Below are 25,248 nucleotides of genomic sequence, written 5' to 3' on the forward strand. Positions count from 1 at the left end.
CACCTCTAAGCTGGAAGGCTATGTCCTCCCCCGTCATCGCCTACCCGCCCGAGCTGCCCGTCAGCGCGGCGCGCGACGAGATCGCCGCGGCCATCCGCGACCACCAGGTCGTCATCGTCGCGGGCGCCACGGGGTCGGGCAAGACCACCCAGCTGCCGAAGATCGCCTTCGAGCTCGGGCGGACGTCGATCGCGCACACGCAGCCGCGCCGCCTCGCCGCGCGGACCATCGCCGAGCGGGTCGCCGAGGAGATGCAGGTCGAGCTCGGCGGACTCGTCGGATACAAGGTGCGCTTCACCGACCAGGTGTCGGACGCGACGCGCATCGCTCTCATGACCGACGGCATCCTCCTCAACGAGATCCACCGCGACCGGCTGCTGCGCCGCTACGACACGGTCATCGTCGACGAGGCGCATGAGCGGTCGCTGAACGTCGACTTCCTCCTCGGCTATCTCAAGCGCATCCTGCCGGAGCGGCCCGATCTCAAGGTCGTCATCACGTCGGCGACGATCGACCCCGAGTCGTTCGCGAAGCACTTCGCGGAGCCGGACGGCACCCCCGCCCCCGTGATCGAGGTCTCGGGGCGCACGTTCGCCGTCGAGATCCGGTACCGGCCGCTGCTCGCGGACACGACAGAGGACGGCGAAGCGCCGACACCCCGGGCGTCGACCGAGGGCGGCGACGAGCCGAGACCCGACGAGCGGCCGTACGACGTCGAGGACGACGTGTCGGCGATCGTGCAGGCCCTGCGCGAGCTCGAGCGCGAGGCCCCGGGCGACGTGCTCGTGTTCCTGCCCGGCGAGGCCGAGATCCGCGACGCGGCCGACGCCGTCCGCGGGGCCTTCCGCAGCCAGACCGCGCCCGTCGAGGTGCTCCCCCTCTACGGCCGCCTGAGCTCGGCCGAGCAGCACCGGGTCTTCGAGCGCTCGACGGTCGCCGGCCTCAGGCGCCGCATCGTCCTCGCGACCAACGTCGCCGAGACCTCGCTCACCGTGCCCGGCATCAAGTACGTCGTCGACACCGGCACCGCGCGCATCTCGCGCTACAGCAACCGGGCCAAGGTGCAGCGCCTTCCGATCGAGGCGGTCTCGCAGGCGTCGGCCCAGCAGCGCTCGGGTCGCGCCGGCCGCACGAGCGCGGGCATCGCCATCCGCCTCTACGCGCACGACGACTTCGCGCGGCGCCCCGCGTTCACCGAGCCGGAGATCCTGCGGACGAGCCTCGCCTCGGTGATCCTGCAGATGCTGTCGCTCGGGTTCGGCGACATCTCCGAGTTCCCGTTCCTCACTCCGCCCGACTCCCGCGGCGTGCGCGCGGCCCTCGACCTGCTCGTCGAGCTCGGGGCCGTGCATCCGGCGCGCGATGGCGGGCAGCCGCGGCTCACGCGCATCGGCCGCGACCTCGCCCGGCTCCCGATCGATCCCCGCTTCGCGCGGATGCTCGTGGAGGCGCAGCGGAACGGCACGCAGCGCGAGGTGCTCGCGATCGTCGCGGGCCTGTCCATCCAGGATGTCCGCGAGCGCCCAGAGGAGCAGCGTGAGCAGGCCGATCAGGCGCACGCGCGGTTCGCGGATCCGACGAGCGACTTCCTCACGCTGCTCAACCTCTGGGACCACCTCCAGGAGCAGCAGCGCGCGCTCGGCTCGAGCGCGTTCCGGCGCCTGTGCCGCACGGAGTTCCTCAACTACGTGCGGGTGCGCGAGTGGTTCGACGTGCACCGCCAGCTGCAGGGGCTCACGCGCGGGCTCGGCCGTCGCGGCGAGCGCGATTCCGCCCCGCGGCGGGAGGGTGCGGCGGACCCCGCCGCCGTGCATCGCGCGATCCTCGCCGGCCTCCTGTCGCAGATCGGCGTGCTCGACGAGCGCGAGGCGAAGAAGGACCCGCGCTCGCGCGGCGCCGAGTACCGCGGCGCGCGCGGCGTGCGCTTCTCAGTCTTCCCCGGCTCCGTGCTGCGCAAGCGGCGCCCGCAGGCCGTCATGGCCGCCGAGCTCGTCGAGACCTCGCGCCTGTTCGCGCGGACCGCGGCCGCGATCGATCCGGCCTGGGCCGAGGACCTCGCAGGCGACCTCGTGAAGCGCCAGGTGTCGGAGCCGCACTGGTCGAAGGACTCGGGCGCCGCGATCGCGTACGAGAAGGTCACGCTGTTCGGCGTCGAGATCGTCCCGCGCCGACGCATCCCGTTCGCGCGCGTGGATCGCCCGGCCGCCCGGGAGCTCTTCCTGCAGCACGCGCTCGTCGAGGGCGAATGGGACGCGCATGCCCTGCCACAGCAGGTCACCGCGTTCCTGCGGCAGAACGCCGACCTCCGTCGGCGCCTCGAGCGCCTCGAGGACCGCGAGCGCCGCCGCGACATCCTCGCCGGCGACGAGGCCGTCTACGCCTTCTACGACGCGCGGATCCCCGCTGAGGTGTTCGACGTCCGGTCGTTCGAGAAGTGGTGGACCGACGCGCGCGCTCGCACGCCGAAGCTCCTCACGATGCGCGAGGCCGACCTCGTCGACGGCGCGGCGACCGCCGACGCGCGGGACTTCCCGACGCGCTGGACGCAGGGCGATCAGACCCTGAACCTCGCGTACCGCTTCGAACCGGGCGCCGAGGACGACGGCGTCGCGGTCGTCGTGCCGCTCCCGCTGCTCGCATCGCTGCGACCCGACGGCTTCGACTGGCAGGTGCCCGGCTTCCGCGACGAGCTCGTCACAGCGCTCCTCAAGGCGCTGCCCAAGGCCATCCGCCGCCACGTCGTGCCCGCGGCCGACTGGGCCGCGAAGCTGTCGGAGGAGCTGGCAGGACGAGGCCCCGAGGACAGCGCGGGTCTTCCCGCCGAGCCGCTGCTCGACGCCCTCGCGCGGCTCGTGCAGCGCGCGGCGAGCCAGCCGGTGTCGCCCGCCGACTTCGATCTCGAGCGCGTGCCGTCGCACCTGCGGATGTCGTTCCGGGCGGTGGATGCGCGCGGGCGCGCGATCGCGTCCGATCGCGACCTCGCGTCGCTGCAGAGGCGGCTCGCCGAGCGCACGCGCGACAGCGTCGCGAGGCAGATCGCGCGCGGCGGAGCCCGCGGCGAGCGCCGTCGCGGCGAGGCCGCCGTCGCGGCGGCGTCGGGCATCTCCGCGCCCTCCGCGGGCATCGAGCGCGCCGGCCTGTCGGACTGGACCTTCGGCGAGCTGCCGCCGGTCGTCGACACGCGCGTCGCGGGCGGCGTCGTCCGCGGCTACCCCGCACTCGTCGACGAGGGGCAGACGGTCGCGCTGCGCGTCGAGGCGACACCCGAGTCGGCCGCCCGTCTCACCCGCGCGGGTCTGCGCAGGCTCGTGCTGCTGCAGGTGCCCTCGCCCGCGTCGTACGTGCAGGAGCACCTCACGGCGAACGAGAAGCTCGCCCTCGCCGCGTCGCCGTACGCGTCGGCCAAGGCCCTCATCGAGGACTGCCGAGCGGCGGTCGCCGACGCCGTCCTCGCGCGTCATGGCGAGGTGCGCGACCGCGCGGCGTTCGAGCGCGTGCGCGACGAGGTCTCGCGCGGCTCGGTCGACGACGTCTTCGCGTGCGTCTCGCTCGTCGCGCGCATCCTCACCCTCGCGCGGGACGTGGAGCGCGCGATGAAGGGCGCGACGTCGATGGCGCTCCTCGGCGCACTGAACGATGTGCGCGGTCAGCTCGCTGGCCTGATCTTCCGCGGCTTCGTGTCGGCGGCGGGCGTCGAGCGCCTGGCGCACCTGCCCCGGTATCTCGAGGGCGCCCGGATCCGCCTCGAGGCGCTCCCCGACAATCCCGGCCGCGACCGCGCCTGGATGACGGAGTTCGAGCGCGCGCGGGCCGTCTTCGACGAGGCGGGCGGGGCCATCCCCCTGCCGCCGGATGCTCCCGCGCACATCGAGCGCGCACGCTGGCTGCTCGAGGAGTTCCGCGTGAGCCTGTTCGCGCAGCGTCTCGGCACGGCCGAGGCGGTGTCGCTCCCGCGCATCGCGAAGGCCCTGAAGGGCTGAGGGGCTCAGGCGGCCAGGGCGCCGAACCCGAGGAGGTACGTCGGGACGTAGATGAGGGCGATGAGCACCGCGTGCGTGAGCACGAACCCGCCCGCTTCGAGGGCCTTCCCGCGCTGGCGCAGGTGCGCGCGCAGCTTGCGGAGCAGCGAGACCGGATGGCGCACATCCCAGCTGTTGAACCGGAGGTAGCGCCCGAGGTAGACGCCCACGGCGCCGAGCACGATGATGACCGCCGCGAGCGCCCAGCTCGACGCGGGCACCGCGCCGATCGCGTTGGGCTCGACGAGCGCGAGGAAGGCCGTCTGCACGACCGCGAGGCTGAGCACCGCGTTCGCGATGCCGGAGAGCGTGAGTGTGAGGGTCTGCACGATGTCGTACCAGAGGGGCACCGGGTCGCCGTCGCGGCGGTGACTGAAGTTCAGCTCGGTGATGAGATAGATCGAGTTCGGGAAGAGCAGCACCCACACGATCGCGCCCACGACGACGTACACCCACACCGCGACCGCCGCGGCCCGTGGCCGCAGCGCCGTGAGCGACAGCAGCGCGGGGAGCCCGAGGAGCCCGGCGACCGCGACGAGCGAGACGAGGACCGGAACGAAGGAGAGGCCGATGTTCAGCAGCATCGGCCGGTAGAGCGGCACGCCGTACACCGCCGATCGGAGCCTCACGAGCACGATCGCGTAGATGTTGAGCAGGACGACGGCGATGCACGCGACGAGGACGGCCACGCCACGACCCTAGCCGCGTCCCGCTACTCCCAGACCGCCGTCTCGGGGTCGATCCCCCGCGCGCGTGCGCTCTCGTCGACCGCACGCCGGAACCAGGCCGCGAGGCCGACGCGGATGCCGTCGTAGTGCGCCGCGAACCCCGGGTCCGACTCGTAGCGGCGGGCAAGGCACACCTGCATCTGGTGGCTGAGCGGGAAGTAGGCCGAGAACGCCTCCCGGTGGTGCTCGACGAGGTCATCGGCCTCGGCGCTGCCCGGTGCGACACCGCGGTCCATCGCGTCCGCGAGCGAGCGCTCGACGCCCGCGACGCGGTCGGCGACCTCGCGCCACTCCTCGGCGGTGCGGTCGGCGGCCGCCTCGGCGAACTGCCGCCACTGCCGTGTGCCGCCGTAGGCCTCGCGTGCGCCGCGCGCCTGCTCGGGGTCCCAGCCCGATCCGAACACCTCCCGCTGCACCTCGTCCGCGAGCGGGACGCCGCGCTCGTGCGCGGCGATCATCCGCTCGAGGCCCGATCCGAGCCGGTTCAGCCGCGCGATCCGCTCCTCGAGCTGGGCGTGCGCCGCCCGGAGCGTGCCCGCCGCCTCGGGCGACGCGCCGTCGAGGATCGCGCGGATGTCCTCGAGCGCGACGCCGATCTCGCGGTAGATCGCGACGCGGCGCAGCCGATCGAGGTCCGGCGCCGTGTACAGCCGATAGCCCGCCGGCGTCCGTTCCGACGGGCTCGCCAGCCCGATCGCGTCCCAGTGGTGCAGCGTCCGCACCGTGACCCCGAGCTGCGCAGCCGCCTGCCCCACCGTCAGGCCGTCGACGTCATCGCGCATGCTCCCCATTCTGCTCGCGGGCCGCATCGGGCGCCGTGATGCCGAGCTCCGCCAGGTGGCGCGCGGCGTCGCTCTCCGGGTCCCAGGGCAGGGGCGCGGTGAACACGACCCGGGCGTTCTCGGGTGTCCGGATCTCGAGGTCGCGCGTGCCCCACGGCGTGTCGCGCGGGCCGTCGACCGCGTCCGCCCTGAGGGCACGGCACGCGGCGGCGACCGGCTCGATCTGCCGGAGGACGCAGGCGAAGCTGACGCTCATCGCGGGAGGCGGCGCGGGGGCATCGCCCGCGGGCACGAGGAGGACGTCCTGGAAGGCCCAGCGCCGCAGATGCACGATCCCGCCCGGAACGCTGAACAGCTCGATGAAGCCGAGCCCTCTCGTCCAGAACTCCACGGACGCGGGCAGGTCGGGCGCGGGGATGGTGACGAAGGAGGGCATCGCGTAGATGCCGCGGAACGGCTCGGGCGCGACCGCGTCGGGGTCGCGCGGCGGCACGGGGCTGATCTCGAAGGCGTCGTAGTAGTCGGTCATGCGCTCCACCCTCGAGCCTGACGCTGCGTGAGGGTCAAGTCGCGTCCCGCTTTCGTCCGCGCAGAGCCCACCAGGTATCTTGATGTCGAGACAGAATCGCGCCATCCGCGTGCCATCCGTCGTTCCCCGGCAACACCCCACCGTCTGGAGTCGCCTCACCCATGTCAAAGATCATCTACACCCACACCGACGAGGCGCCGCTGCTGGCGACGTACTCGCTGCTGCCGATCATCTCGGGCTTCGCGTCCAAGGCCGGTGTGGAGTTCGAGACGCGCGACATCTCGCTCGCGGGCCGCATCATCGCGCAGTTCCCCGAGCGTCTCACCGAGGCGCAGCGCATCGGCGACGCACTCGCCGAGCTGGGCGAGCTCGCCAACGAGCCGAGCGCCAACATCATCAAGCTCCCCAACATCTCGGCATCGGTGCCGCAGCTGAAGGCCGCGATCGCCGAGCTGCAGGCGCTGGGCTACGACATCCCCGACCTCCCCGAGGACCCGCAGACCGAGGACGAGAAGGAGGTCGCCGCGCGCTACGACCGCGTCAAGGGCTCCGCGGTGAACCCCGTCCTGCGTCAGGGCAACTCCGACCGCCGCGCGCCCGGCGCCGTCAAGGCGTACGCGAAGGCGCACCCGCACCGCATGGGCGCGTGGTCGGCCGACTCGAAGACCTCGGTGGCCACGATGGGTCACGACGACTTCCGCTCGAACGAGAAGTCGTTCGTCTCGCCCGCCGACGACGCGCTGCGCATCGAGCACGTGGCGGCGGATGGCACGGTGACGGTCCTCAAGGACAAGGTGGCGGTTCTCGAGGGCGAGGTCGTCGACGCGACCTTCATGAGCGCCAAGGCGCTCGACGCGTTCCTCGCCGACGCGATCGCGCAGGCCAAGCAGGAGGGCGTGCTGTTCTCGGCGCACCTCAAGGCGACGATGATGAAGGTCTCCGACCCGATCATCTTCGGCCACATCGTCAAGGCCTACTTCGCTCCCGTCTTCGCGCAGTACGGCGCCGACCTCGAGGCGGCCGGCCTCTCGGCCAACGACGGCCTCGGCGGAATCTTCGCCGGCCTCGAGAAGCTCGAGAACGGCGCCGAGATCCGTGCGGCGTTCGACCGCGCCCTCGCCGACGGCCCCGAGCTCGCGATGGTCAACAGCGACAAGGGCATCACGAACCTCCACGTGCCGAGCGACGTGATCGTCGACGCGTCGATGCCCGCGATGATCCGCATCGGCGGGCACATGTGGGGCCCCGACGGCGCCGAGAAGGACACGCTCGCCGTCATCCCCGACTCGTCCTACGCGGGCGTGTACCAGGCCGTGATCGACGACTGCAAGGCGAACGGCGCCCTCGACCCGACGACGATGGGCACCGTGCCCAACGTCGGCCTCATGGCGCAGAAGGCCGAGGAGTACGGCTCGCACGACAAGACCTTCGAGATCGCCGAGGCCGGGACCGTGCGCGTCGTCAACGGCGCAGGCGAGACGGTCCTCTCCCACGAGGTCGAGCAGGGCGACATCTGGCGCGCCTGCCAGACGAAGGACGCCGCCATCCGCGACTGGGTGAAGCTCGCCGTCACGCGCGCGCGCCTCTCGAGCACGCCCGCCGTGTTCTGGCTCGACGAGACCCGCGCGCACGACGCGAACCTCATCGCGAAGATCGAGCGCTACCTGCCCGAGCACGACACGGACGGCCTCGACATCCGCGTCCTCGCGCCCGCCGAGGCGACGACGTTCTCGCTCGAGCGCATCCGCCAGGGCCTCGACACCATCTCGGTGACGGGCAACGTGCTGCGCGACTACAACACCGACCTGTTCCCGATCCTCGAGGTCGGCACGTCGGCGAAGATGCTCTCGATCGTCCCGCTGATGGCGGGCGGCGGCCTCTTCGAGACCGGCGCGGGCGGCTCCGCTCCCAAGCACGTGCAGCAGCTCGTCGAGGAGAACTACCTGCGCTGGGACTCGCTCGGCGAGTTCTTCGCCCTCGCGGCGTCATTCGAGCACCTCGCCCAGACCACCGACAACGCGCGCGCGCAGGTGCTCGCCGACACGCTCGACGCCGCCACGGGGACGTTCCTCGAGCAGGACCGCTCCCCCGGTCGCAAGCTCGGCACGATCGACAACCGCGGTTCGCACTTCTACCTCGCGCTGTACTGGGCGCAGGAGCTCGCGCGGCAGACGCAGGACGCCGACCTCGCTGCGGCGTTCGCGCCGCTCGCGGAGAAGCTGGCCGCCGACGAGGAGAAGATCGTCGAGGAGCTCCTCGCCGTCCAGGGCAAGCCCGCCGACATCGGCGGCTACTACCGTCCGGACGCCGAGAAGACGGCCGCCGTGATGCGCCCCTCCGCGACGCTCAACGCCGCGATCGACGCGCTCTGACCATCCGCTCGACGACGCCCGCCCCTCGCCGGGGGCGGGCGTCGTCGCATACCGGGCCGGATGACGCTTTCCGTCGAGCGCACGCGGCGCGCTAGGCTCGCCCTCGGTCCTTCCACCGCAGCCCCGACCTCAGGAGGAACGCCGACGATGGCGCACTTCGATCTCCCCCTCGACCAGCTCCGCACGTACCGGCCCGAGCTCCCCGTGCCCGACGACTTCGACGCCTTCTGGGAGCGCACGCTCGCCGAGTCGCGGGATGCGGCCTGGGCTCCGCGCCTCGAGCCGGTCGACACCGGGCTCACGCTGGTCGACGTGCACGACGTCGCGTTCGCGGGCTTCGGCGGCGACACCATCCGCGGCTGGTGGCAGGTGCCCGCCGCGAGCGCGCCCCGTGCGATCGTCGTCGAGTTCGTCGGCTACTCGGGCGGCCGCGGCCCTGCTCACGAGGTGGGCTCGTTCCCGCTCGCGGGATGCGCACGGCTCATCGTCGACACGCGCGGCCAGGGCTGGGGTCACTGGAGCATGGGCGGCGCCACGGCCGACCCGCACGGCAGCGGCTCGCAGGCGCCGGGCGTCATGACGCGCGGCATCGAGAGCCCCGAGACCTACTACTACCGTCGCGCGTTCACCGACGCAGCGCTCGCCGTCGACGCCGCTCGCGCGCTCGCACCCGGGCTCCCGGTCTTCGTCGCGGGCGGAAGCCAGGGCGGCGGCCTCTCGATCGCCGCGGCCGCGCTCGCCGACGATGTGGCGGGCGCCATGCCCGACGTGCCGTTCCTGTGCGACTTCCCGCGCGCGACGACCCTCGTGGACTCGATGCCGTACGGCGAGATCCGCACCTACCTCTCGGCGCACCGCGACCGCATCGACGACGTCTACCGCACGCTGTCGTACTTCGACGGGGTCACGCTCGCGTCGCGGGCGACGGCTCCCGCGCTGTTCTCGGTCGCGCTCATGGACACGATCTGCCCGCCCTCGACGGTGTTCGGCGCCTTCAACGCGTGGGGCGCGGAGGACAAGGAGATCGAGGTCTATCCGTTCAACAACCACGAGGGCGGGGGCGGCGCGCAGCGCGCGGCGCAGCTGGCGTGGCTCGGGCGTCGCCTCGGCTGACGACACGGCACTCGCCCGCGCCGCCTGGCGTCGCCCGCCGCGGCGCTGTGCCACACTGATCTCGTAAAGCGTTTACCGAGCCGTCGCAGAGGACGGCGGGACGGGGGTCGGATGAAGCGGGTGGGCATCCGCGACGTCGCCGTCCTCGCCGGCGTCTCGATCAGCTCGGTCTCGAACGCCCTCAACCGGCCGGAGGCTGTGAGCGATCACGTGCGCACGCGCGTGCACGCCGCCGTCGACCAGCTCGGGTACGTGCCGCTGCGTGCGGCGCAGCAGCTCCGCGCGGGGCGCAGCGGACTCATCGGCATGACCGTCATCAGCATCGGCAACCCCTTCTTCGCCGAGATGCTCGAGGGCGCCGAGGAGGCGACGTCGGCCGCGGGCTACCAGGTCATGCTCGGCAACAGCGACGACAGCGCCCAGCGCGAGAGCAGCTATCTCGAGCTGTTCGAGCAGGCGCACGTGGAGGGCATGCTCATCTCGCCGTTCGGAGACGTCGGGCCCGCGCTCGAGCGCCTGCGCGCGCAGCAGATCCCGGTCGCGCTCGTGGACGGCGTCGACGAGAAGGGGCTCACGCCCTCCGTCTCGCTCGACAACGTGCTGGGCGGGCGGATGGCCGTGCAGCACCTCATCGAGCTCGGCCGGCGGCGGATCGCGTTCGTGGGCGCGCGCGAGGAGGTCCGCCAGACGCGCGACCGCCTGCGCGGAGCCGCCGCGGCGGCGCAGGACGCGGGCCTCTCCCTCGACGTGACGCTCAGCGGGCGCACGACTCCGCGAGTGGGCGCCGAGATCGGCGAGCGCATCGCCGCGCTGCCCGCGGCCGAGCGCCCCGACGCGGTGTTCGCCGCCAACGACCAGCTCGCGTGCGGGATCGTCCATGCGCTCGTCTCCGCGGGCATCCGCGTTCCCGGCGAGATCGCCATCGTCGGCTACGACGACATCCCCTTCGCCTCGATCGCGGCCGTGCCGATCACGTCGGTGCGGCAGCCTGCGCGCGCGATGGGGCGCCGCGCCGCGGAGATGCTCGTCGATGCCGTGCGCGGCGCGGCGCCCGCCGCAGCGCCGACCGAGGTGTTCGCGCCCGAGCTCGTCGTCCGGGCGTCGACGCGCGCCTGACTCCCCGCGCGTCAAAACGTTTCATGTCCTGTCTTGACGGTCGCCGTCGCCGACGCTATGGTGCCCGGGAAGCGCTTTCCTGAAACGTTTCCGTGCGATGAAGCACGACGTCCCCCACGATCGGAGTTGATGTGAAGGGCAGAACCCTGCGCGCTGGCGAGCCCGCCTGCGAACCGACGGATGGCCGGGGGCCGCGCGCGCTGCGCGGCCTCGCGATCGCGACGGCGGCTGCCGTCGCCTTCGGATGCATCGGCGGCGCGAGCGCCGCGCACGCCGCGACGACACCGGCCGACACGGCGGCGGCCGGCCAGCCCGTGCGATTCGACTTCGGCCCCGGCGCCGTGGCCGACGGCTACACGCAGGTCACGGCGGGCTCGGCGTACTCCCCCGAGGCGGGCTTCGGCTTCGCCCCGGGCGCGACGGTGACCGAGACCGACCGCGGCGGCGACCCTCTGAAGGGCGACTTCGCGACAGTGAGCGGCTCGAGCTTCGTCGTCGATCTCGCGAACGTCGACTACACCGTCTCGATCGTCGCCGGCGACACCGGCGGCACGACCGAGATCGCGATCGCGAGCGAGCAGATCCAGAAGGTCCAGACGACCTCGAAGGCCGCGGGCGCCTTCCTCGAGATGAACTACGACATCGCCCTCGTCGACGGGCAGCTGTCGTTCGACTTCACGGGCGCGGCCGCCAACATCAACGCGATCGTCATCACGCCGCAGGCTCCGCGCGAGGCCGCGGCGACGCCCACCGCGTACCTCACCGGCGACTCCACCGTGCAGACGTACGACCCGTACTGGGAGCCGCAGGCCGGCTGGGGTCAGATGATCGACCAGTTCCTCACCGACGCCGTCGCCGTGGACAACCGCTCGATCGGAGGCCGCTCGTCGCGGTCGTTCGTGCAGCAGGGCCGCCTGGACGAGATCCTCCGCGTCGTGCGGCCCGACGACTACGTCTTCGTGCAGTTCGGCCACAACGACGCGACCGCGTCCGTGCCCGAGCGGTACACGCCGCCGGACCAGTTCGACGACTACCTCCGCATCTACGTCGAGGGCACTCGCCAGCGCGGGGGCATCCCGGTGCTCGTGACCCCGGTGAACCGGCTCGACGTCGACAGCGAGACGGGGCTCTTCAACGAGAGCTTCCCCGAGTACGTCGCGGTCATGAAGGCCGTCGCCGCAGAGCTCGACGTCCCGCTGGTCGATCTCTCCGCCTCGAGCCGCGCCTACCTCGACGCGATCGGCGCCGAGGCCGCGAAGTCGGTCTTCCTCTACGCCGACCCCGGGGTGTACCCGAACCGCCCGAACGGCGTGCAGGACAACACGCACTTCCAGGAGTACGGCGCGATCCAGATGGCGCGCCTCGTCGCGCAGGGCGTGGCCGAGCTCGGCCTGCCCATCTCGGAGGCGGTCGAGGTCACCTCGCCCTCCGAGCTCCCCGCTGCGGTCACGGGTCTCGCCGTGGCCGGAACCTCCAGCACCTCGGTGTCGCTCGAATGGGACGAGACCGCGGGCGCCGACATCTACCGGATCTACCGCAGCGAGGCCGGAGCCGACGCGTTCACCCTCGCGGCGACATCCACTGTGCCGCAGAAGAGCATCGGCTCGCTCGCGGAGGGCGGCGCGTACGACTTCCGCGTGAGCGCCGTCAACGGACTCGGCGAGGGTCCGTCGAGCGACATCGTGACCGCGACCACCCGCGCCGCGGCGTACCGCTACGACTTCCAGCCGGCCGGCGCCCCGGTCGGCGCGGGCTACACGGAGGTCAACCGCTCCACGGTCTACTCGGCGGAGCGGGGCTACGGCATCGTCGACCCGACGGGGATGATCGACCGCGACCGCGGCGCATCGGCCGGCGACGACGTCGCGCGCGACTTCGTCGCGTACTTCAACGGCAGCTACGAGTTCGCCGTCGACGTGCCCAACGGCGAGTACTCGGCGAGCGTCACGGTCGGCGACCTGCTCGGCACCGTCCGCACGAACGTCGAGATCGAGGGCAGCGACGAGGGCGGCCTCTCGGTCAGCCGCGGCAGCACGACGAAGGCGATCGACGGCATCACGGTGAGCGACGGGCAGCTCAGCACCGTGATCTCGGGAGCGACCGGCCACCTCAACGGCCTCACGCTCACGCCCATCCTCGTCGCGCCCGCGGCCATCCGGCTCGACGACCTCGCATTCGACGGCGCGTCCGCGACGGCCGCGCTGTCCTGGGATGCCGCGCCCGAGGCTGCGGCCTACCGGCTGTACCGGACGACCGATGACGGCACCGTCCTCGTCGGCGAGACGGAGGGCACCTCCTTCGTCGACGAGACGGCGCAGCCCGGCCAGACCGCGACCTACGCCGTCACCACCGTGACCGCGCGGGGCGACGAGTCGGTGCCCTCGGTCGGCGTCGAGGTCGAGGTCATCGACCCGGATGTCGCGGTCCCCGCGGCGCCCACGGGCCTCGCCTACGGCGACGTGCTCAAGAACTCCGTGGCGCTCTCGTGGGACGCGTCCGACGGCGCGCTGTTCTATCTCGTCAGCCGTCAGGACAAGAAGGGCGAGTGGCAGGTCATCGCGCGGGCGGATGAGCCCGCGTACGTCGACGAGGACGTCCTCACGACGATCGCGTACACCTACCGCGTGCAGGCCGTGAACGCGGGCGGGGCGTCCGAGCCCTCGGAGCCCGTTACCACGCCCGCGGTCACGACGCTCGATCGGGCCGCCGAGCGGCTCGATCGCGCCCCCGTGGCCGTCGCGCAGGAGCAGGGCGTCTACGTCGGATGGCGCCTGCTGGGCGACGATGCGCAGGATGCCGCGTTCCACGTCTACCGCGACGGCGAGCGCATCACCGAGGAGCCGATCGTCGACACGACGAACTACCTCGATGCGGCGGGCTCGGCCGACTCGACGTACCGCATCGCGATCGTCGAGGACGGGGTGTCGTTCTGGGCGACCGAGGAGTTCCGGCCGTGGGAGGACGGGCAGTCGCTCGACATCCCCCTGAACAAGCCGGCCGACGCGTACTCGAAGGACGGGCAGCCGTATTCCTACCGCGCCAACGACACGTCGGTCGCGGACCTGGATGGCGACGGCCAGCTCGAGTACGTCGTCAAGTGGGATCCGACGAACTCGCAGGACAACTCGAAGGCCGGCTACACGGGCAACGTCTACCTCGACGCGTACGAGCTCGACGGCACGCAGCTGTGGCGCATCGACCTCGGCATCAACATCCGAGCGGGAGCGCACTACTCGCAGCCGATGGTCTACGACCTGAACTCCGACGGCCGCGCGGAGGTGGTCGTGAAGACCGCCGACGGCACCGAGGACGGCCAGGGCACCGTGATCGGCGACGGCAGCAAGGACTGGCGCAACTCGTCGGGCTACATCCTCACCGGACCCGAGTACCTCACGGTGTTCGAGGGCACGACGGGCCGCGCGATCGACACGATCGACTACGTGCCCGGCCGCGGCGACGTCGCGTCGTGGGGCGACAGCTACGGCAACCGCGTCGATCGCTTCCTCGCGACCGTGGCGTACCTCGACGGCGAGCACCCGAGCGTCGTGTTCTCGCGCGGCTACTACACGCGCGCGGTGATCGCCGCGTTCGACTTCGACGGCGAGAGCCTCAGCCAGCGCTGGGTGTTCGACTCCTCGACGAAGGGCAACGGCGACTACGCGGGTCAGGGCAACCACGCCATGATCTCCGCCGACGTCGACGCCGACGGGAAGGACGAGATCGTCTTCGGATCGGCGACGATCGACGACGACGGAACGGGCCTGTACTCCACGGGTCTCGGCCACGGCGATGCCGAGCACGTGAGCGACTTCGACCCGGCGCGCCCGGGCCTCGAGGTCTACGCCGTGCACGAGGACATGGGCCGGTCCGGCAGCATGGGCGCGACCTACCGCGACGCGGCGACCGGCGAGGTGCTGTGGTCGGTCCCCGCGACGAAGGACACCGGCCGCGGCGCGATGGCCGACATCGATCCGCGCTACGACGGCGCCGAGGGCTGGAACATCGGCGGCACGGTGGCGTGGGACTCCCGGGTGGGCACCCTGCGCAACGTGTCGGGCGAGGAGATCTCCACGGCCATCCCCGCCGCCAACTTCGTCGCCCAGTGGGACGGCGACCTCCTCAGCGAGATCGTCGACCACGCGTTCGACACGACGACGCGCCTGGGCTCGCCCGTCGTGTCGAAGTGGGACTACGAGAACGGCGTCGAGGTGCCGATCTTCGAGCCGGAGGGCGTCCTGACGAACAACGACACGAAGGGCAACCCCGCTCTCCAGGCCGACCTGTTCGGCGACTGGCGCGAGGAGCTCGTGTACCGCACGACCGACTCGACGGCGCTGCGCATCTTCACGACGACGGACGTCACGGAGCACCGCCTCCGCACCCTGATGTCGGACGCGCAGTACCGCCTCGCCGTCGCGTGGCAGCTCACCGGATACAACCAGCCGCCGCACACGAGCTACTACCTCGGCGAGGGCATGGAGACGCCGGCCGCTCCCCGCCTGGCCTACACGACCGACGCCGCACCGGCCGAGGTCGTGCCCGGGCCGGCGACGGCGGCGCCCGCGAAGGGCGTGCTCTCGACGACGAGCGGATGGGCCTACGGTCTGAAGGACGGCGACTACACCGTCACGATGAACCTGTGGCACGGCCAGAACGCGCACACCATCCGCCTGTTCGAGAACGGCGAGCTCCTCACGGAGGCGCACCTCGCCGACCGCACTCCCGACGCGCAGGAGTTCTCGTTCGACGTGACGGGCCGCGTGAACGGCACGTACGAGTACACGTGCGAGCTCGTGAACCAGCACGGCACGACCCCGTGCAAGCCGGTCACCGTGAAGGTCGTCGACGCGAACCCCGGCACGGCCGTGCTGTCGCACGACAACCACGACCGCGACGGCGACTACACCGTCACCGCGAACCTCTGGTGGGGCACGAACGCGACGTCGTACCGCCTGTACGAGGACGGGCAGCTCGTCGACGAGCAGGAGCTCACGGCGGCGACGCCGGAGGCCCAGACCGCGTCGACGCTCCTGACCGGCCGAGCCGCGGGCGAGCACGTGTACCGCGCCGTGCTCGCGAACGCCGCGGGCGAGACCGAGACGAGGGAGATCCGGGTGACCGTGAAGTGATCCGGCGCCCGGTCGCCGCGAAGTGCGGCGACCGGGCGTTCCTTCGGCGAGGCCGGATGGCCCACGACGGCCGTAGCATGGCTGACGTGACCGAGAAAACGCTTCCCCGGCCCGTCCGCATCGACGGATCGCACCCCGCCCGCTCGGTCGTCCGCCTGCTGCTGCGGCGGAAGGGGCGGATGGCCGTGGCCGTCGGCGCGTTCGCGCTCAAGGAGATCCCCCTGTGGGCGCTCCCGGTCGTCACGGCCGCCACCGTCGACATCGTCGCGTCGGACGGCGAGGTCATCCACGTGCTCGGCTGGTTCGCGGTCGCGGCGCTCCTGCTGCTGCAGAACTACCCGAACCACATCGTGTACACGCGGATGTTCATGACGGTCGTGCGCGACACCGGGGCCGAGCTGCGCAACGCGCTCGCGCAGCGGCTGCAGAACCTGTCGATCGGCTTCCACACGCGCCAGAGCGCGTCGGTCGTGCAGACCAAGGTCGTCCGCGACGTCGAGAACATCGAGGTCATGCTGCAGCAGGTCATGCACCCGCTGCTGTCGGCCGCGATGGTCCTCCTCGGCGCCGTGACGATGACCGCGTTCGTCGTGCCGCAGTTCCTGCCGATCTACCTCCTCGCCGTTCCGCTCGCCGTGCTCATCCGCTGGGGCACCTCCCGCCGCTCGCGCGCGAGCAACGAGCGCTTCCGGCGCGAGGTCGAGGGCTTCTCGGCGCGCGTCGGCGAGATGGCCTCGCTCATCCCGATCACCCGCGCGCACGGGCTCGAGCAGACGGCCGTCACGCGCGTGGCCGCAGGCGCCGACGAGGTGCGGCGCGCGGGCTTCGTGCTCGACCTGCTCAACGGGCGCATCGCGTCGATGTCGTGGGTGGCGATGCAGCTCCTCGGCGCCGCGTGCCTCGTCCTCGCCGCGGTGTCGCGCTGACGGGCATCGTCCCGATCACGCCGGGCGAGGTCGTCATGCTGTCGTCGTACTTCGCGCTCCTCACGCAGGGGATGACGCAGCTGCTGCTCCTCCTCCCCGTCGCCGCGCGCGGGATGGAGTCGCTGCGCTCGATCGCCGAGGTGCTCGAGGAGCCCGACATCGAGGTCAACGAGGGCCGGCGTCGTGTCGATGCCGTCGTCGGCGCGATCGCGCTCGAGAACGTGACGCACCGCTATCCGGACGCCGACGTCGACGCGATCCGCGACGTCTCGCTCGACATCCGCCCCGGCGAGACCGTCGCCTTCGTGGGGTCGTCCGGCTCGGGCAAGTCGACCATGCTCAACCTCGTGCTCGGCTTCGTGCGCCCCACGGGCGGTCGCATCCTGCTCGACGGGGCCGACACGCGCGAGCTCGACCTGCGGACCGCCCGCCGTCACGTGTCGGTCGTGCCGCAGGAGTCCGTGCTGTTCGAGGGCACCATCCGGGACAACGTCGCGTACGGGCTGGAGCACGCCGACGACGAGCGCATCCGCGCGGCCCTGCGCGACGCGAACGCGCTCGACTTCGTCGACGCGCTGCCCGACGGATGGCACACGATCGTCGGCGAGCGCGGCGCGCGCCTGTCGGGCGGGCAGCGCCAGCGGATCGCGATCGCCCGCGCGCTCGTGCGCGACCCGCGCATCCTCCTGCTCGACGAGGCCACGAGCGCCCTCGACCCCGAGTCGGAGCGACTCGTCAAGGAGGCGCTCGATCGCCTCATGTCGGGGCGGACGACGCTCGTCGTCGCGCACCGGCTGTCGACGGTCCGCAGCGCCGACCGCATCGTCGTCCTCGAGCAGGGCAGGATCGTCGAGCAGGGCGCGCACGATGAGCTCCTCGCGCGCGACGGCCGCTACGCACGGCTCCACCTGACCCAGGCGCTCTGACCCGCGAGCGGCGCCTCGGCTCGCTCGCGCGGCCGAATCGCGATACCCTGTCGGCAAGCGCTTTCCCACCGGGCGCCCTATGCGAAGGAGCAGCACCATGGCCATCCGCGTCGCCGTCATCGGAACGGGAGCGATCTCCCGCGTGCAGCACCTGCCGAGTCTGCGCGCGCTCGGCGATCGCGTCGAGGTCGTCGCGGTCGCCGATCTCAGCGCCGAGTCCGCGGCGTCGGCCGCGGCCGAGTTCGGCGCCGCGAACTGGTACACCGACGTCGCCGAGCTGCTCGAGCGCGAGCGCCCCGACCTCGTCACCCTCGCGACGCCGCCGATCGCCCACAAGGAGGCCGCGATCGCCGCTCTCGACGCCGGCGCGTGGGTCCTGTCGGAGAAGCCGCCGACCCTCTCGCTCGCCGACTACGACGAGATCATGGCGCACGAGGGCGAGAACGGCCCCTACGCCGCCTACATCTTCCAGCACCGGTTCGGCTCGGCGGCCGAGCGACTCCGCACGCTCATCGCCGAGGGCGCGCTCGGCCGGCCGCTCGTCGCGAAGTGCGACACGCTCTGGTACCGCGATCCGTCGTACTTCGCCGTGCCGTGGCGCGCGAAGTGGGCGACCGAGGGCGGCGGCCCGACCATGGGCCACGGCATCCACCAGATGGACATGCTCCTGTCGCTCCTGGGCGAATGGACCGACGTCACGGCCGTCATGTCGACGCTCGCGCGCGAGACCGAGACCGAGGACGTCTCGTTCGCCGTCGTGCGCTTCGCGTCGGGCGCCCTCTGCTCGATCACGAACAGCCTCCTGTCGCCGCGCGAGACGAGCCAGGTGCGCATCGACTTCGAGCACGCGACCGTCGAGGTCGAGCATCTCTACGGCTACGGCAACGCGCACTGGACGTGGACGCCCGCGCCGCACGTCGCCCCCGAGACGGCGGCGGCCTGGGCGCCGACGGACGATGTGCCGAGCTCGACCCACGTGCCGCAGTTCACGCAGTTCGTCGACAGCATGGAGCGCGGCGAGCGGCCCCGCGTGAGCGGCGCGGACGGTCGGCGCGTGATGGAGCTCGCGGCGGGCATGTACAAGTCCGCCCTGACCGGGCGGGCGGTCGCGCGCGACGAGCTCTCCCCCGCCGACCCGTTCTACGCGTCGATGCCCGGCGGCGATCCCGTCGGGGCGACCGCGCGGATCCATGCCGGCACCATCCGATCGGCGCGCGCATGACCGGCTTCGCCCTGCACGAGGAGGAGGCCTCGATCGTCGTCCGCGCGGGCGGGATGGAGGTCGCACGATATGTCTTCGCCGAGGACGCCCCGGCATTCGAGGGCCCGAAGCCCTACCTCCATCCGATCCGGGCCCTCTCGGGGGCGCCGCTCACGGGCTTCCGCCCCTGGGACCACCGCTGGCACAAGGGCCTGCAGATGACCCTCACCGATGTCTCGGGCCAGAACTTCTGGGGCGGCAACACCTACGTGCACGGACGCGGCTACATCCCGCTCGACAACGTGGGGCGCATCCGCCACGACCGCTTCCGGGCGCTCTCGGATGGCCCGGCCGCGGTCATCCGCGAGGACCTCACGTGGATCACGGCTTCGGGCGACGCGTGGCTGAGCGAGGCGCGCGAGCACCGATTCCACACCCTCGACCCCTCGCGCGGGCTCTGGGCGCTCGACATCGCGTCGACGCTGCGGAACACGAGCCAGCGCGAGCTCGTGCTCGGGAGCCCGACGACGAACGGCCGAGAGAACGCGGGCTACTCTGGCCTGTTCCTGCGCCTGACGCGCTCCTTCACGGGCGGCACGGTCGTCGCACCCGACGTCAGCGGCGTCGCCGCCGCCCGTGCGGGCGCCGAGGCCGATGAGCTGATGGGATCGGAGGCGCCGTGGCTGGCGTTCTCGGGCCTGCACGACGAGATCGACGGGGGCGGGACCGTGCTCGCGTTCGCCGGGCGCTCGAGCGGCTCGCCGGCCATCCGCTGGTTCGTGCGCGCAGAGCCGTTCCCCGTGCTCGCGCCGTCGCCGACCTTCGCCGAGACCGTGGTGCTCGCGCCGGGTGCGGAGCTCGCGCTCGCGCACCGTCTCGCGTTCCTCGACCGCGTCTGGGAGCCCGACGAGGTCGCGGCGCTCGCCCGTGAGCTCGCGCCGTGACATCCGGCTTGTAAAACGTTTCTGACTGCACTAGCGTGCCCGATGGGAAGCGCTTTCCAACGTGGGAAGCGCGCCTTCACACAGCGAAGAAGCAGACAGGAGAGCAGCGATGAAGCGACGGCTCATCCGCGTGGCCGCGGTCACGGCGGCGATCGGATCCCTCACCCTGGCGGGATGCGCGAGCTCGGGCTCCGGCTCGACCGAGTACGACCCGGACGAGAAGGTCGAGCTGACCTTCACGTGGTGGGGCAACGACGACCGCGCGCAGCGGTACGAGAAGCTCATCGAGGCATTCAACGAGGAGCACCCGAACATCACCGTCAACGGGTCGTTCACCGACTTCCCGTCGTACTGGGAGAAGCGCCAGACCGAGGCCGCCGGCGGCGGCCTCCCCGACGTGTGGCAGTTCTCCGACACGTACCTGCGTCAGTACGCGCAGAACGGCATGCTCGCCGACCTCAGCGAGTGCGCGGAGTACGTGGACACCGCGGCGATCGACGAGGGCCTGCTCGCGACCGGCCAGCTCGACGGCGCGCAGTACTCGCTCCCGCTCGGCTACAGCACGTGGGCCGTCTTCCTCAACGACGACATCCTCGCCGAGCACGGGATCGAGCCCTACCCGGGCGGCACGAGCTTCGAGGACTACTCGGCGTGGATGGCCGAGGTCACCGAGGCGACCGGCGGCGCCGTGTACGGCGGCACGGACTACACGCAGCGCATCCAGAACTTCGAGAACGTGCTGCGCGCGCAGGGCGGCAACCTCTTCACCGAGGACGGCGAGCTCGGGTTCGACGAGGACGACCTCCGCGCCTTCTGGGAGAGCGGCGCCGCCGACCGCGACGGCGTCGTCGTGCCCCAGCAGAAGCTCGAGGAGCTGAGCCCGGTCTCGGGCTTCGGGGCGAACGTCACGGCGAGCGAGGCGAGCTGGAGCAACTTCGTCGCGGCCTATCTCGCGGACTCCGGCGCATCGAGCATCTCGATGGTCGCGCCGCCCACCGCCGAGGAGGACGCACAGGACCTCTATCGGCAGGCCGGGCTGCAGATGGCCGTGTCGGCGAAGAGCGAGCACCCCGAGGCCGCCGCGATCTTCCTCGACTTCGTCGTGAACAGCCCCGAGGCCGGCGAGATCTTCGGCACGTCGCTCGGCTTCCCCGCGTCGGAGACGAAGCTCGAGGGCGCGACCCTCGAGGGCCCCGACAAGCAGGTGGCGGACTTCCTCGCGTCGGTCGAGGAGCGCATCGGCGACGCTCCGCCCGCGCCCGTCGTGGGCTACGGCTCGCTCGAGCAGAAGTTCTGGGATCTCGGCAAGGAGCTCGGCCTCGGCACCGTCTCGGTGGACGACGCCGTGTCGCAGTTCTTCTCCGAGGCGAAGGTCATCCTCGGCTGATCCGCCCGCCCTTCCCGCCCTTTGTCACGGTACGGCCACGACACGGGCGGGAAGGGGCCTCCCCCTTGTGAAACGTTTTTACGCGCGCTAGAGTCTCGGGCAAGCGCTTTCCACCCCATGGCGCCCGCCCGCTCCGGGCATGGACGATGTCGTTCTGAGAGGACAAAGATGTTCCCCACCAAGAGGCTGGCCGCGACGGCGGCCCTCGTCGCGATCGGCGGCCTGACACTCGCCGGCTGCTCCGGCGGCTCCCCCGAGGCCGTCGAGACCGTCGACCCCAACGAGGAGGTCACCCTGACCTTCGCGTTCTGGGGCAACGACGTCCGCGCGGCGCTCTACGAGGAGGCGTTCGCCGCCTTCAACGAGGAATACCCCAACATCACCATCCAGAGCTCGTTCCTCGACTTCCCCGCCTTCTGGGAGAAGCGGCAGACCGAGGCGGCCGGCGGCGGCCTGCCCGACGTCATGCAGTTCGACTACTCGTACCTGCGCCAGTACTCCGAGAACGGCCTGCTGCTCGACCTCACGCCGTACGTCGGCGACATCATCGACGACTCCGCGCTCTCGGAGGAGATCCTCGCGATCGGCCAGGTCGGCGACGGCAACTACGGCATCACGACCTCGACGAACGCGTGGGCGATGTTCCTCAACCCGACCCTCCTCGAGGAGATCGGCGTCGAGGGCTTCGCCGGCGGCACCTGGGAGGACTACAACGCGTGGATGGCCGAGGTCACCGACGCCGCGGAGGCCAAGGGCATCGAGGCGTGGGGCGGCGGCGACTGGACCGGCCGCATCCAGAACTTCGAGCTGCAGATGCGCGCACAGGGCGAGGACCTCTTCACGGAGGACGGCGAGGCGAACTTCACCGAGGACGACCTGCGCGCGTTCTTGGAGCAGGGCTCGGAGATCCGCGAGGACGGCACGACCATCGAGCAGCAGCGCGTCGAGGAGCTGACCCCGCTCGGCGGCTTCGACTCCGCGCTCACGACGAGCGAGCTCGTCTGGGACAACTTCGGCGCGGGCTACCTCGCCAACCTCGGCGAGGGGTACTCGACGCTCGACCTCGTCGCCCCGCCGGTGACCGAGGAGGGCGCGAAGGACCTCTACCTCAAGCCGTCGATGCTGCACGCGATCTCGGCGAACACCGACCATCCCGAGGCGGCCGCGACGCTCGTGGACTTCCTCGTGAACAGCCCGGAGTCGGGTGAGATCTTCGGCACGAACCGCGGCCTGCCCGCCTCGCAGACGGCCCTCGAGGCCGCCGAGCTCGACGAGTTCAGCCAGAAGGTCGCCGACTACGAGGCGTCGATCGCCGACCGCCTCGGCGACGCCCCGCCCGTGCCGATCGTCGGCTACGGCACCCTCGAGGAGAAGTTCCGCCAGCTCGGCACGGAGCTGAACTTCGGCACCGTCACGGTCGACGAGGCCGTGGACCAGTTCTTCTCCGAGATGGACGTCGTCCTCAACCAGTAACCCCGTGGCGGCCCGGACGCACGCGTCCGGGCCGCCCCACCCGATCGGGAGATCATGACCACCACCCTGACGAGAACGGTCGTCACCGCCGACAGCGGCGGGCGGCGATCGCGTGCGGGGGCTCCGCCGCTGCGGCCGGGCCTCAAGAAGAAGGGCCTGCGCGAGACGCTGGCCGGCTACGCCTTCCTGGCGCCCTGGCTCGTGGGCTTCCTCGGGCTCACCCTGGGCCCGATGGTCTACTCGCTGTACCTGTCGTTCACGTCGTACAACCTCTTCACCGACCCGAAGTGGATCGGCCTCGAGAACTACGTGCGCATGTTCACGGACGACCCGCAGTTCGTGCAGTCCGCGACGATCACGCTCGTGTACGTGCTGGTCGGCACGCCGATCAAGCTCGCCGCGGCGCTCGGCATCGCCCTGCTGCTGAACTACCGCGACCGCGGCGCGGCGTTCTTCCGCTCGTCGTTCTACGCCCCCTCGCTCATCGGCGCCTCCGTCTCGGTCGCGATCGTGTGGCGCGCGATGTTCAACACCGACGGCCCCGTCGACTCGACCCTCTCGATCTTCGGGATCGACCTGGGCGGATGGGTCGGCAACGTCGACCTCGTCGTGCCGATGATGATCCTCCTCGCCGTGTGGCAGTTCGGCGGCACCATGGTGATCTTCCTCGCGGGCCTCAAGCAGGTTCCGAAGGAGCTCTACGAGGCCGCCGAGATGGACGGCGCGGGGGCGCTGCGCCGCTTCAGGGCCGTCACCGTCCCGATGCTCTCGCCCGTCATCTTCTTCAACCTGCTGCTCGAGCTCATCGGAGCGTTCCAGGTGTTCGCATCGGCGTACATCATCTCCAACGGCACCGGCGGCCCCGCCGGGATGACGAACTACATCACGATCTACCTCTACAAGCGCGGCTTCACCGACGGCCAGTTCGGGTACGCCTCGGCCATCGCGTGGATCGTCATGCTCGTCGTCGCCGTCATCGCCGTGATCCTGTTCCGCACCCAGAAGTCCTGGGTCCACTACGCCGGAGAAGACCGATGACCTCCACCGTCTCCACGCACCTGGTCACCACCGGGCGCCCCGCGCCCCGCAAGCGCGTCACGCGTCGCGGCTGGCAGACGATCATCTGGTTCGTCGTGCTGCTGGCGATCACCCTCGTCGTCATCTACCCGCTCATCTGGCTGGTCGCGTCGACCTTCAAGCCCAACAGCGAGTTCGGCCAGAACCCCGGCCTCATCCCGTGGGCGCCCACGCTCGACAACTACGTCAAGGTCGGCGAGGGCATCGCCGGCATCCCGCTGTGGCGGTTCTTCGCGAACTCGCTCATCCTCGCGGTGTCGGCGGTGATCGGCACGGTCCTGTCCTCCGCCCTCGCGGCCTACGCGTTCGCGCGCGTGAAGTTCAAGGGCCTTGGGATCCTCTTCTCGGCCATGATCGGCACGCTCCTGCTGCCGTTCCACGTCGTGATCATCCCGCAGTACATCTGGTTCCAGAAGCTCGAGCTCGTCGACACCTTCGTGCCGCTCATCCTGCCGAAGTTCCTCGCGACCGAGGCGTTCTTCGTGTTCCTCATCGTGCAGTTCATCCGGCAGATCCCGCGCGACATGGACGAGGCGGCGCGCATCGACGGCGCAGGACACGGGCGCATCTTCTGGTCGGTCATCCTGCCGCTCATCAAGCCCGCCCTCGTCACCTGCGCGATCTTCACCTTCATCTGGACGTGGAACGACTTCATGGGGCCGCTGCTCTACCTCAACAGCCCCGAGAACTATCCGCTCCCGATCGCCCTGCGCCTCTACAACGACCAGACGTCCGCGTCGGACTACGGCGCGACCGTCACGGCCAGCCTCGTCGCGCTCGTGCCGGTGATGCTCTTCTTCATCGTGTTCCAGCGCTTCCTCATCGACGGCGTCGCGACCCAGGGCCTGAAGGGCTGACCATGAGCAGAGGCGAGCGCGCCGCCCGCCGCGCGGCGGCATCGGGTTCGGGCCCGACGCACGACGAGCCCGGGCGCAACCCGGGCGCGGCGGGCGCGCTCGCCCTGTTCGGCGAGGTGCTCCTCACGGGCGTGCTCGTGACCGTCTGCGGGCTCCTCGTCGTCACCCTGCCCGCCGCGCTCGCGGCGGGCATCCGCCACCTGCGCCGATACGCGCGCGCCGAGGGATCCTCGATGCGCGCGTTCTGGGGCGACGTCCGCGCGGCGCTGCCCGGCGGGATCGTCGTCGGCCTCGCGTGCGCGCTGATCGCGGGCGTGCTCGCGATCGACATCCTGCTCGCCTCGTCCGGGCTGCTGCCCGGCGGCGAGCTGATCGCCGGATTCGGCTGGCTGCTCGCGGCCGCCGTCGCGGGGGTCCTGCTCACCGCGTCGGCGGCGTGGTCGCCCGAGAGCGGATGGCTCCGCGCCATCCGCTCGCTGCCGCCGGCGATCGGCCGGGACCTCCCCGGATTCCTGTACCTCGTCGTCGCGGCCGCGTTCGTGGGCCTCGCGACCTGGATGCTCCCTCCCCTGCTCATCCCCGCACTCGGGTGCGCGGCCCTCGCGGCCGTCGCCGTCCCCGAGCGCCCCCGCCGTCGGCGCTGACGCCGACGTACCCCGGATTCGAGGA

15 protein-coding genes and 1 pseudogene are annotated in these 25,248 nt (G+C 71.5%); 13 read left to right on the forward strand and 3 right to left on the reverse strand.

Translation table 11 applies throughout. From position 1 onward, the window contains the following. The first annotated feature begins 20 nt into the window (after positions 1–20). Positions 21–3,980, forward strand: a complete 3,960-nt coding sequence (gene hrpA / locus M1D56_RS10700; protein ID WP_456283564.1) for an ATP-dependent RNA helicase HrpA — start codon at positions 21–23, stop codon at positions 3,978–3,980. A gap of 5 nt (positions 3,981–3,985) precedes the next feature. Here the strand turns inward: hrpA and M1D56_RS10705 are convergent, their stop codons facing one another. Genes M1D56_RS10705 through M1D56_RS10715 form a run of 3 tightly spaced genes read right to left on the reverse strand, consistent with a single transcriptional unit; the run spans position 3,986 to position 6,058 of the window. Continuing rightward, positions 3,986–4,708, reverse strand: coding sequence for a DUF1361 domain-containing protein (locus M1D56_RS10705; RefSeq protein ID WP_456283565.1), 723 nt, complete (start codon positions 4,706–4,708; stop codon positions 3,986–3,988). Between the two features lie 23 nt (positions 4,709–4,731). Continuing rightward, positions 4,732–5,529, reverse strand: a complete 798-nt coding sequence (locus M1D56_RS10710; RefSeq protein WP_456283566.1) for a MerR family transcriptional regulator — start codon at positions 5,527–5,529, stop codon at positions 4,732–4,734. Then, positions 5,519–6,058 carry a VOC family protein gene (locus tag M1D56_RS10715; RefSeq protein WP_282978558.1) on the reverse strand — a complete coding sequence of 180 codons (540 nt, stop codon included), beginning with the start codon at positions 6,056–6,058 and terminating at the stop codon, positions 5,519–5,521. The genes M1D56_RS10710 and M1D56_RS10715 overlap by 11 nt, the downstream gene beginning before the upstream one ends. Positions 6,059–6,219: 161 nt before the next feature. Here M1D56_RS10715 and M1D56_RS10720 point away from each other — a divergent pair, with 161 nt between their 5' ends. The 12 genes and pseudogenes from M1D56_RS10720 to M1D56_RS10775 all read left to right on the forward strand — a co-directional run bounded on the left by M1D56_RS10720 (position 6,220) and on the right by M1D56_RS10775 (position 25,223). Further along, the gene (locus tag M1D56_RS10720) at positions 6,220–8,430 is read left to right on the forward strand and encodes an NADP-dependent isocitrate dehydrogenase (protein WP_271172725.1); all 2,211 of its coding nucleotides are present in this window, start codon (positions 6,220–6,222) and stop codon (positions 8,428–8,430) included. Between the two features lie 147 nt (positions 8,431–8,577). Beyond that, positions 8,578–9,543 carry an acetylxylan esterase gene (locus M1D56_RS10725; RefSeq protein ID WP_456283567.1) on the forward strand — a complete coding sequence of 322 codons (966 nt, stop codon included), beginning with the start codon at positions 8,578–8,580 and terminating at the stop codon, positions 9,541–9,543. Between the two features lie 111 nt (positions 9,544–9,654). Continuing rightward, positions 9,655–10,659: a LacI family DNA-binding transcriptional regulator gene (locus M1D56_RS10730; RefSeq protein WP_456283568.1), complete on the forward strand. Its 1,005-nt coding sequence runs from the start codon at positions 9,655–9,657 to the stop codon at positions 10,657–10,659. A 131-nt stretch (positions 10,660–10,790) separates the two neighbouring features. Then, on the forward strand, positions 10,791–15,788 hold the full coding sequence (locus M1D56_RS10735; RefSeq protein WP_456283569.1) for a rhamnogalacturonan lyase family protein: 4,998 nt from the start codon (positions 10,791–10,793) through the stop codon (positions 15,786–15,788). A gap of 77 nt (positions 15,789–15,865) precedes the next feature. Then, positions 15,866–17,640 (forward strand): annotated as a pseudogene (locus M1D56_RS10740) (ABC transporter ATP-binding protein). A 97-nt stretch (positions 17,641–17,737) separates the two neighbouring features. Continuing rightward, on the forward strand, positions 17,738–18,862 hold the full coding sequence (locus M1D56_RS10745; protein WP_456283570.1) for a Gfo/Idh/MocA family protein: 1,125 nt from the start codon (positions 17,738–17,740) through the stop codon (positions 18,860–18,862). Beyond that, complete coding sequence (locus tag M1D56_RS10750; protein WP_456283571.1) at positions 18,859–19,785, forward strand: DUF6807 domain-containing protein; 927 nt, start codon at positions 18,859–18,861, stop codon at positions 19,783–19,785. The genes M1D56_RS10745 and M1D56_RS10750 overlap by 4 nt, the downstream gene beginning before the upstream one ends. A 109-nt stretch (positions 19,786–19,894) precedes the next feature. Further along, positions 19,895–21,172 carry an ABC transporter substrate-binding protein gene (locus M1D56_RS10755; RefSeq protein ID WP_456283572.1) on the forward strand — a complete coding sequence of 426 codons (1,278 nt, stop codon included), beginning with the start codon at positions 19,895–19,897 and terminating at the stop codon, positions 21,170–21,172. Positions 21,173–21,340: 168 nt separating this feature from the next. Continuing rightward, positions 21,341–22,645, forward strand: a complete 1,305-nt coding sequence (locus tag M1D56_RS10760) for an ABC transporter substrate-binding protein (RefSeq protein WP_456283573.1) — start codon at positions 21,341–21,343, stop codon at positions 22,643–22,645. 54 nt (positions 22,646–22,699) lie between these two features. Then, positions 22,700–23,683 (forward strand): carbohydrate ABC transporter permease, encoded by a 984-nt coding sequence (locus M1D56_RS10765; protein ID WP_421074405.1) that lies wholly within the window; start codon positions 22,700–22,702, stop codon positions 23,681–23,683. Beyond that, positions 23,680–24,579 carry a carbohydrate ABC transporter permease gene (locus tag M1D56_RS10770; protein WP_271172734.1) on the forward strand — a complete coding sequence of 300 codons (900 nt, stop codon included), beginning with the start codon at positions 23,680–23,682 and terminating at the stop codon, positions 24,577–24,579. The genes M1D56_RS10765 and M1D56_RS10770 overlap by 4 nt, the downstream gene beginning before the upstream one ends. A gap of 2 nt (positions 24,580–24,581) precedes the next feature. Further along, the gene (locus tag M1D56_RS10775; RefSeq protein ID WP_456283574.1) at positions 24,582–25,223 is read left to right on the forward strand and encodes a DUF624 domain-containing protein; all 642 of its coding nucleotides are present in this window, start codon (positions 24,582–24,584) and stop codon (positions 25,221–25,223) included. Positions 25,224–25,248 lie beyond the last annotated feature (25 nt).

This window comes from Microbacterium sp. JZ101, from assembly GCF_053903175.1.

What these genes read in the sequence shown, in the direction of transcription:
- M1D56_RS10715 (WP_282978558.1), bottom strand. Translation starts at nt 6,058, where the DNA reads ATGACCGACTACTACGACGCCTTCGAGATCAGCCCCGTGCCGCCGCGC.
- M1D56_RS10760 (WP_456283573.1), top strand. Translation starts at nt 21,341, where the DNA reads ATGTTCCCCACCAAGAGGCTGGCCGCGACGGCGGCCCTCGTCGCGATC.
- M1D56_RS10725 (WP_456283567.1), top strand. Translation starts at nt 8,578, where the DNA reads ATGGCGCACTTCGATCTCCCCCTCGACCAGCTCCGCACGTACCGGCCC.
- M1D56_RS10710 (WP_456283566.1), bottom strand. Translation starts at nt 5,529, where the DNA reads ATGCGCGATGACGTCGACGGCCTGACGGTGGGGCAGGCGGCTGCGCAG.
- M1D56_RS10775 (WP_456283574.1), top strand. Translation starts at nt 24,582, where the DNA reads ATGAGCAGAGGCGAGCGCGCCGCCCGCCGCGCGGCGGCATCGGGTTCG.
- hrpA (WP_456283564.1), top strand. Translation starts at nt 21, where the DNA reads ATGTCCTCCCCCGTCATCGCCTACCCGCCCGAGCTGCCCGTCAGCGCG.
- M1D56_RS10750 (WP_456283571.1), top strand. Translation starts at nt 18,859, where the DNA reads ATGACCGGCTTCGCCCTGCACGAGGAGGAGGCCTCGATCGTCGTCCGC.
- M1D56_RS10765 (WP_421074405.1), top strand. Translation starts at nt 22,700, where the DNA reads ATGACCACCACCCTGACGAGAACGGTCGTCACCGCCGACAGCGGCGGG.
- M1D56_RS10745 (WP_456283570.1), top strand. Translation starts at nt 17,738, where the DNA reads ATGGCCATCCGCGTCGCCGTCATCGGAACGGGAGCGATCTCCCGCGTG.
- M1D56_RS10720 (WP_271172725.1), top strand. Translation starts at nt 6,220, where the DNA reads ATGTCAAAGATCATCTACACCCACACCGACGAGGCGCCGCTGCTGGCG.
- M1D56_RS10755 (WP_456283572.1), top strand. Translation starts at nt 19,895, where the DNA reads ATGAAGCGACGGCTCATCCGCGTGGCCGCGGTCACGGCGGCGATCGGA.
- M1D56_RS10770 (WP_271172734.1), top strand. Translation starts at nt 23,680, where the DNA reads ATGACCTCCACCGTCTCCACGCACCTGGTCACCACCGGGCGCCCCGCG.
- M1D56_RS10730 (WP_456283568.1), top strand. Translation starts at nt 9,655, where the DNA reads ATGAAGCGGGTGGGCATCCGCGACGTCGCCGTCCTCGCCGGCGTCTCG.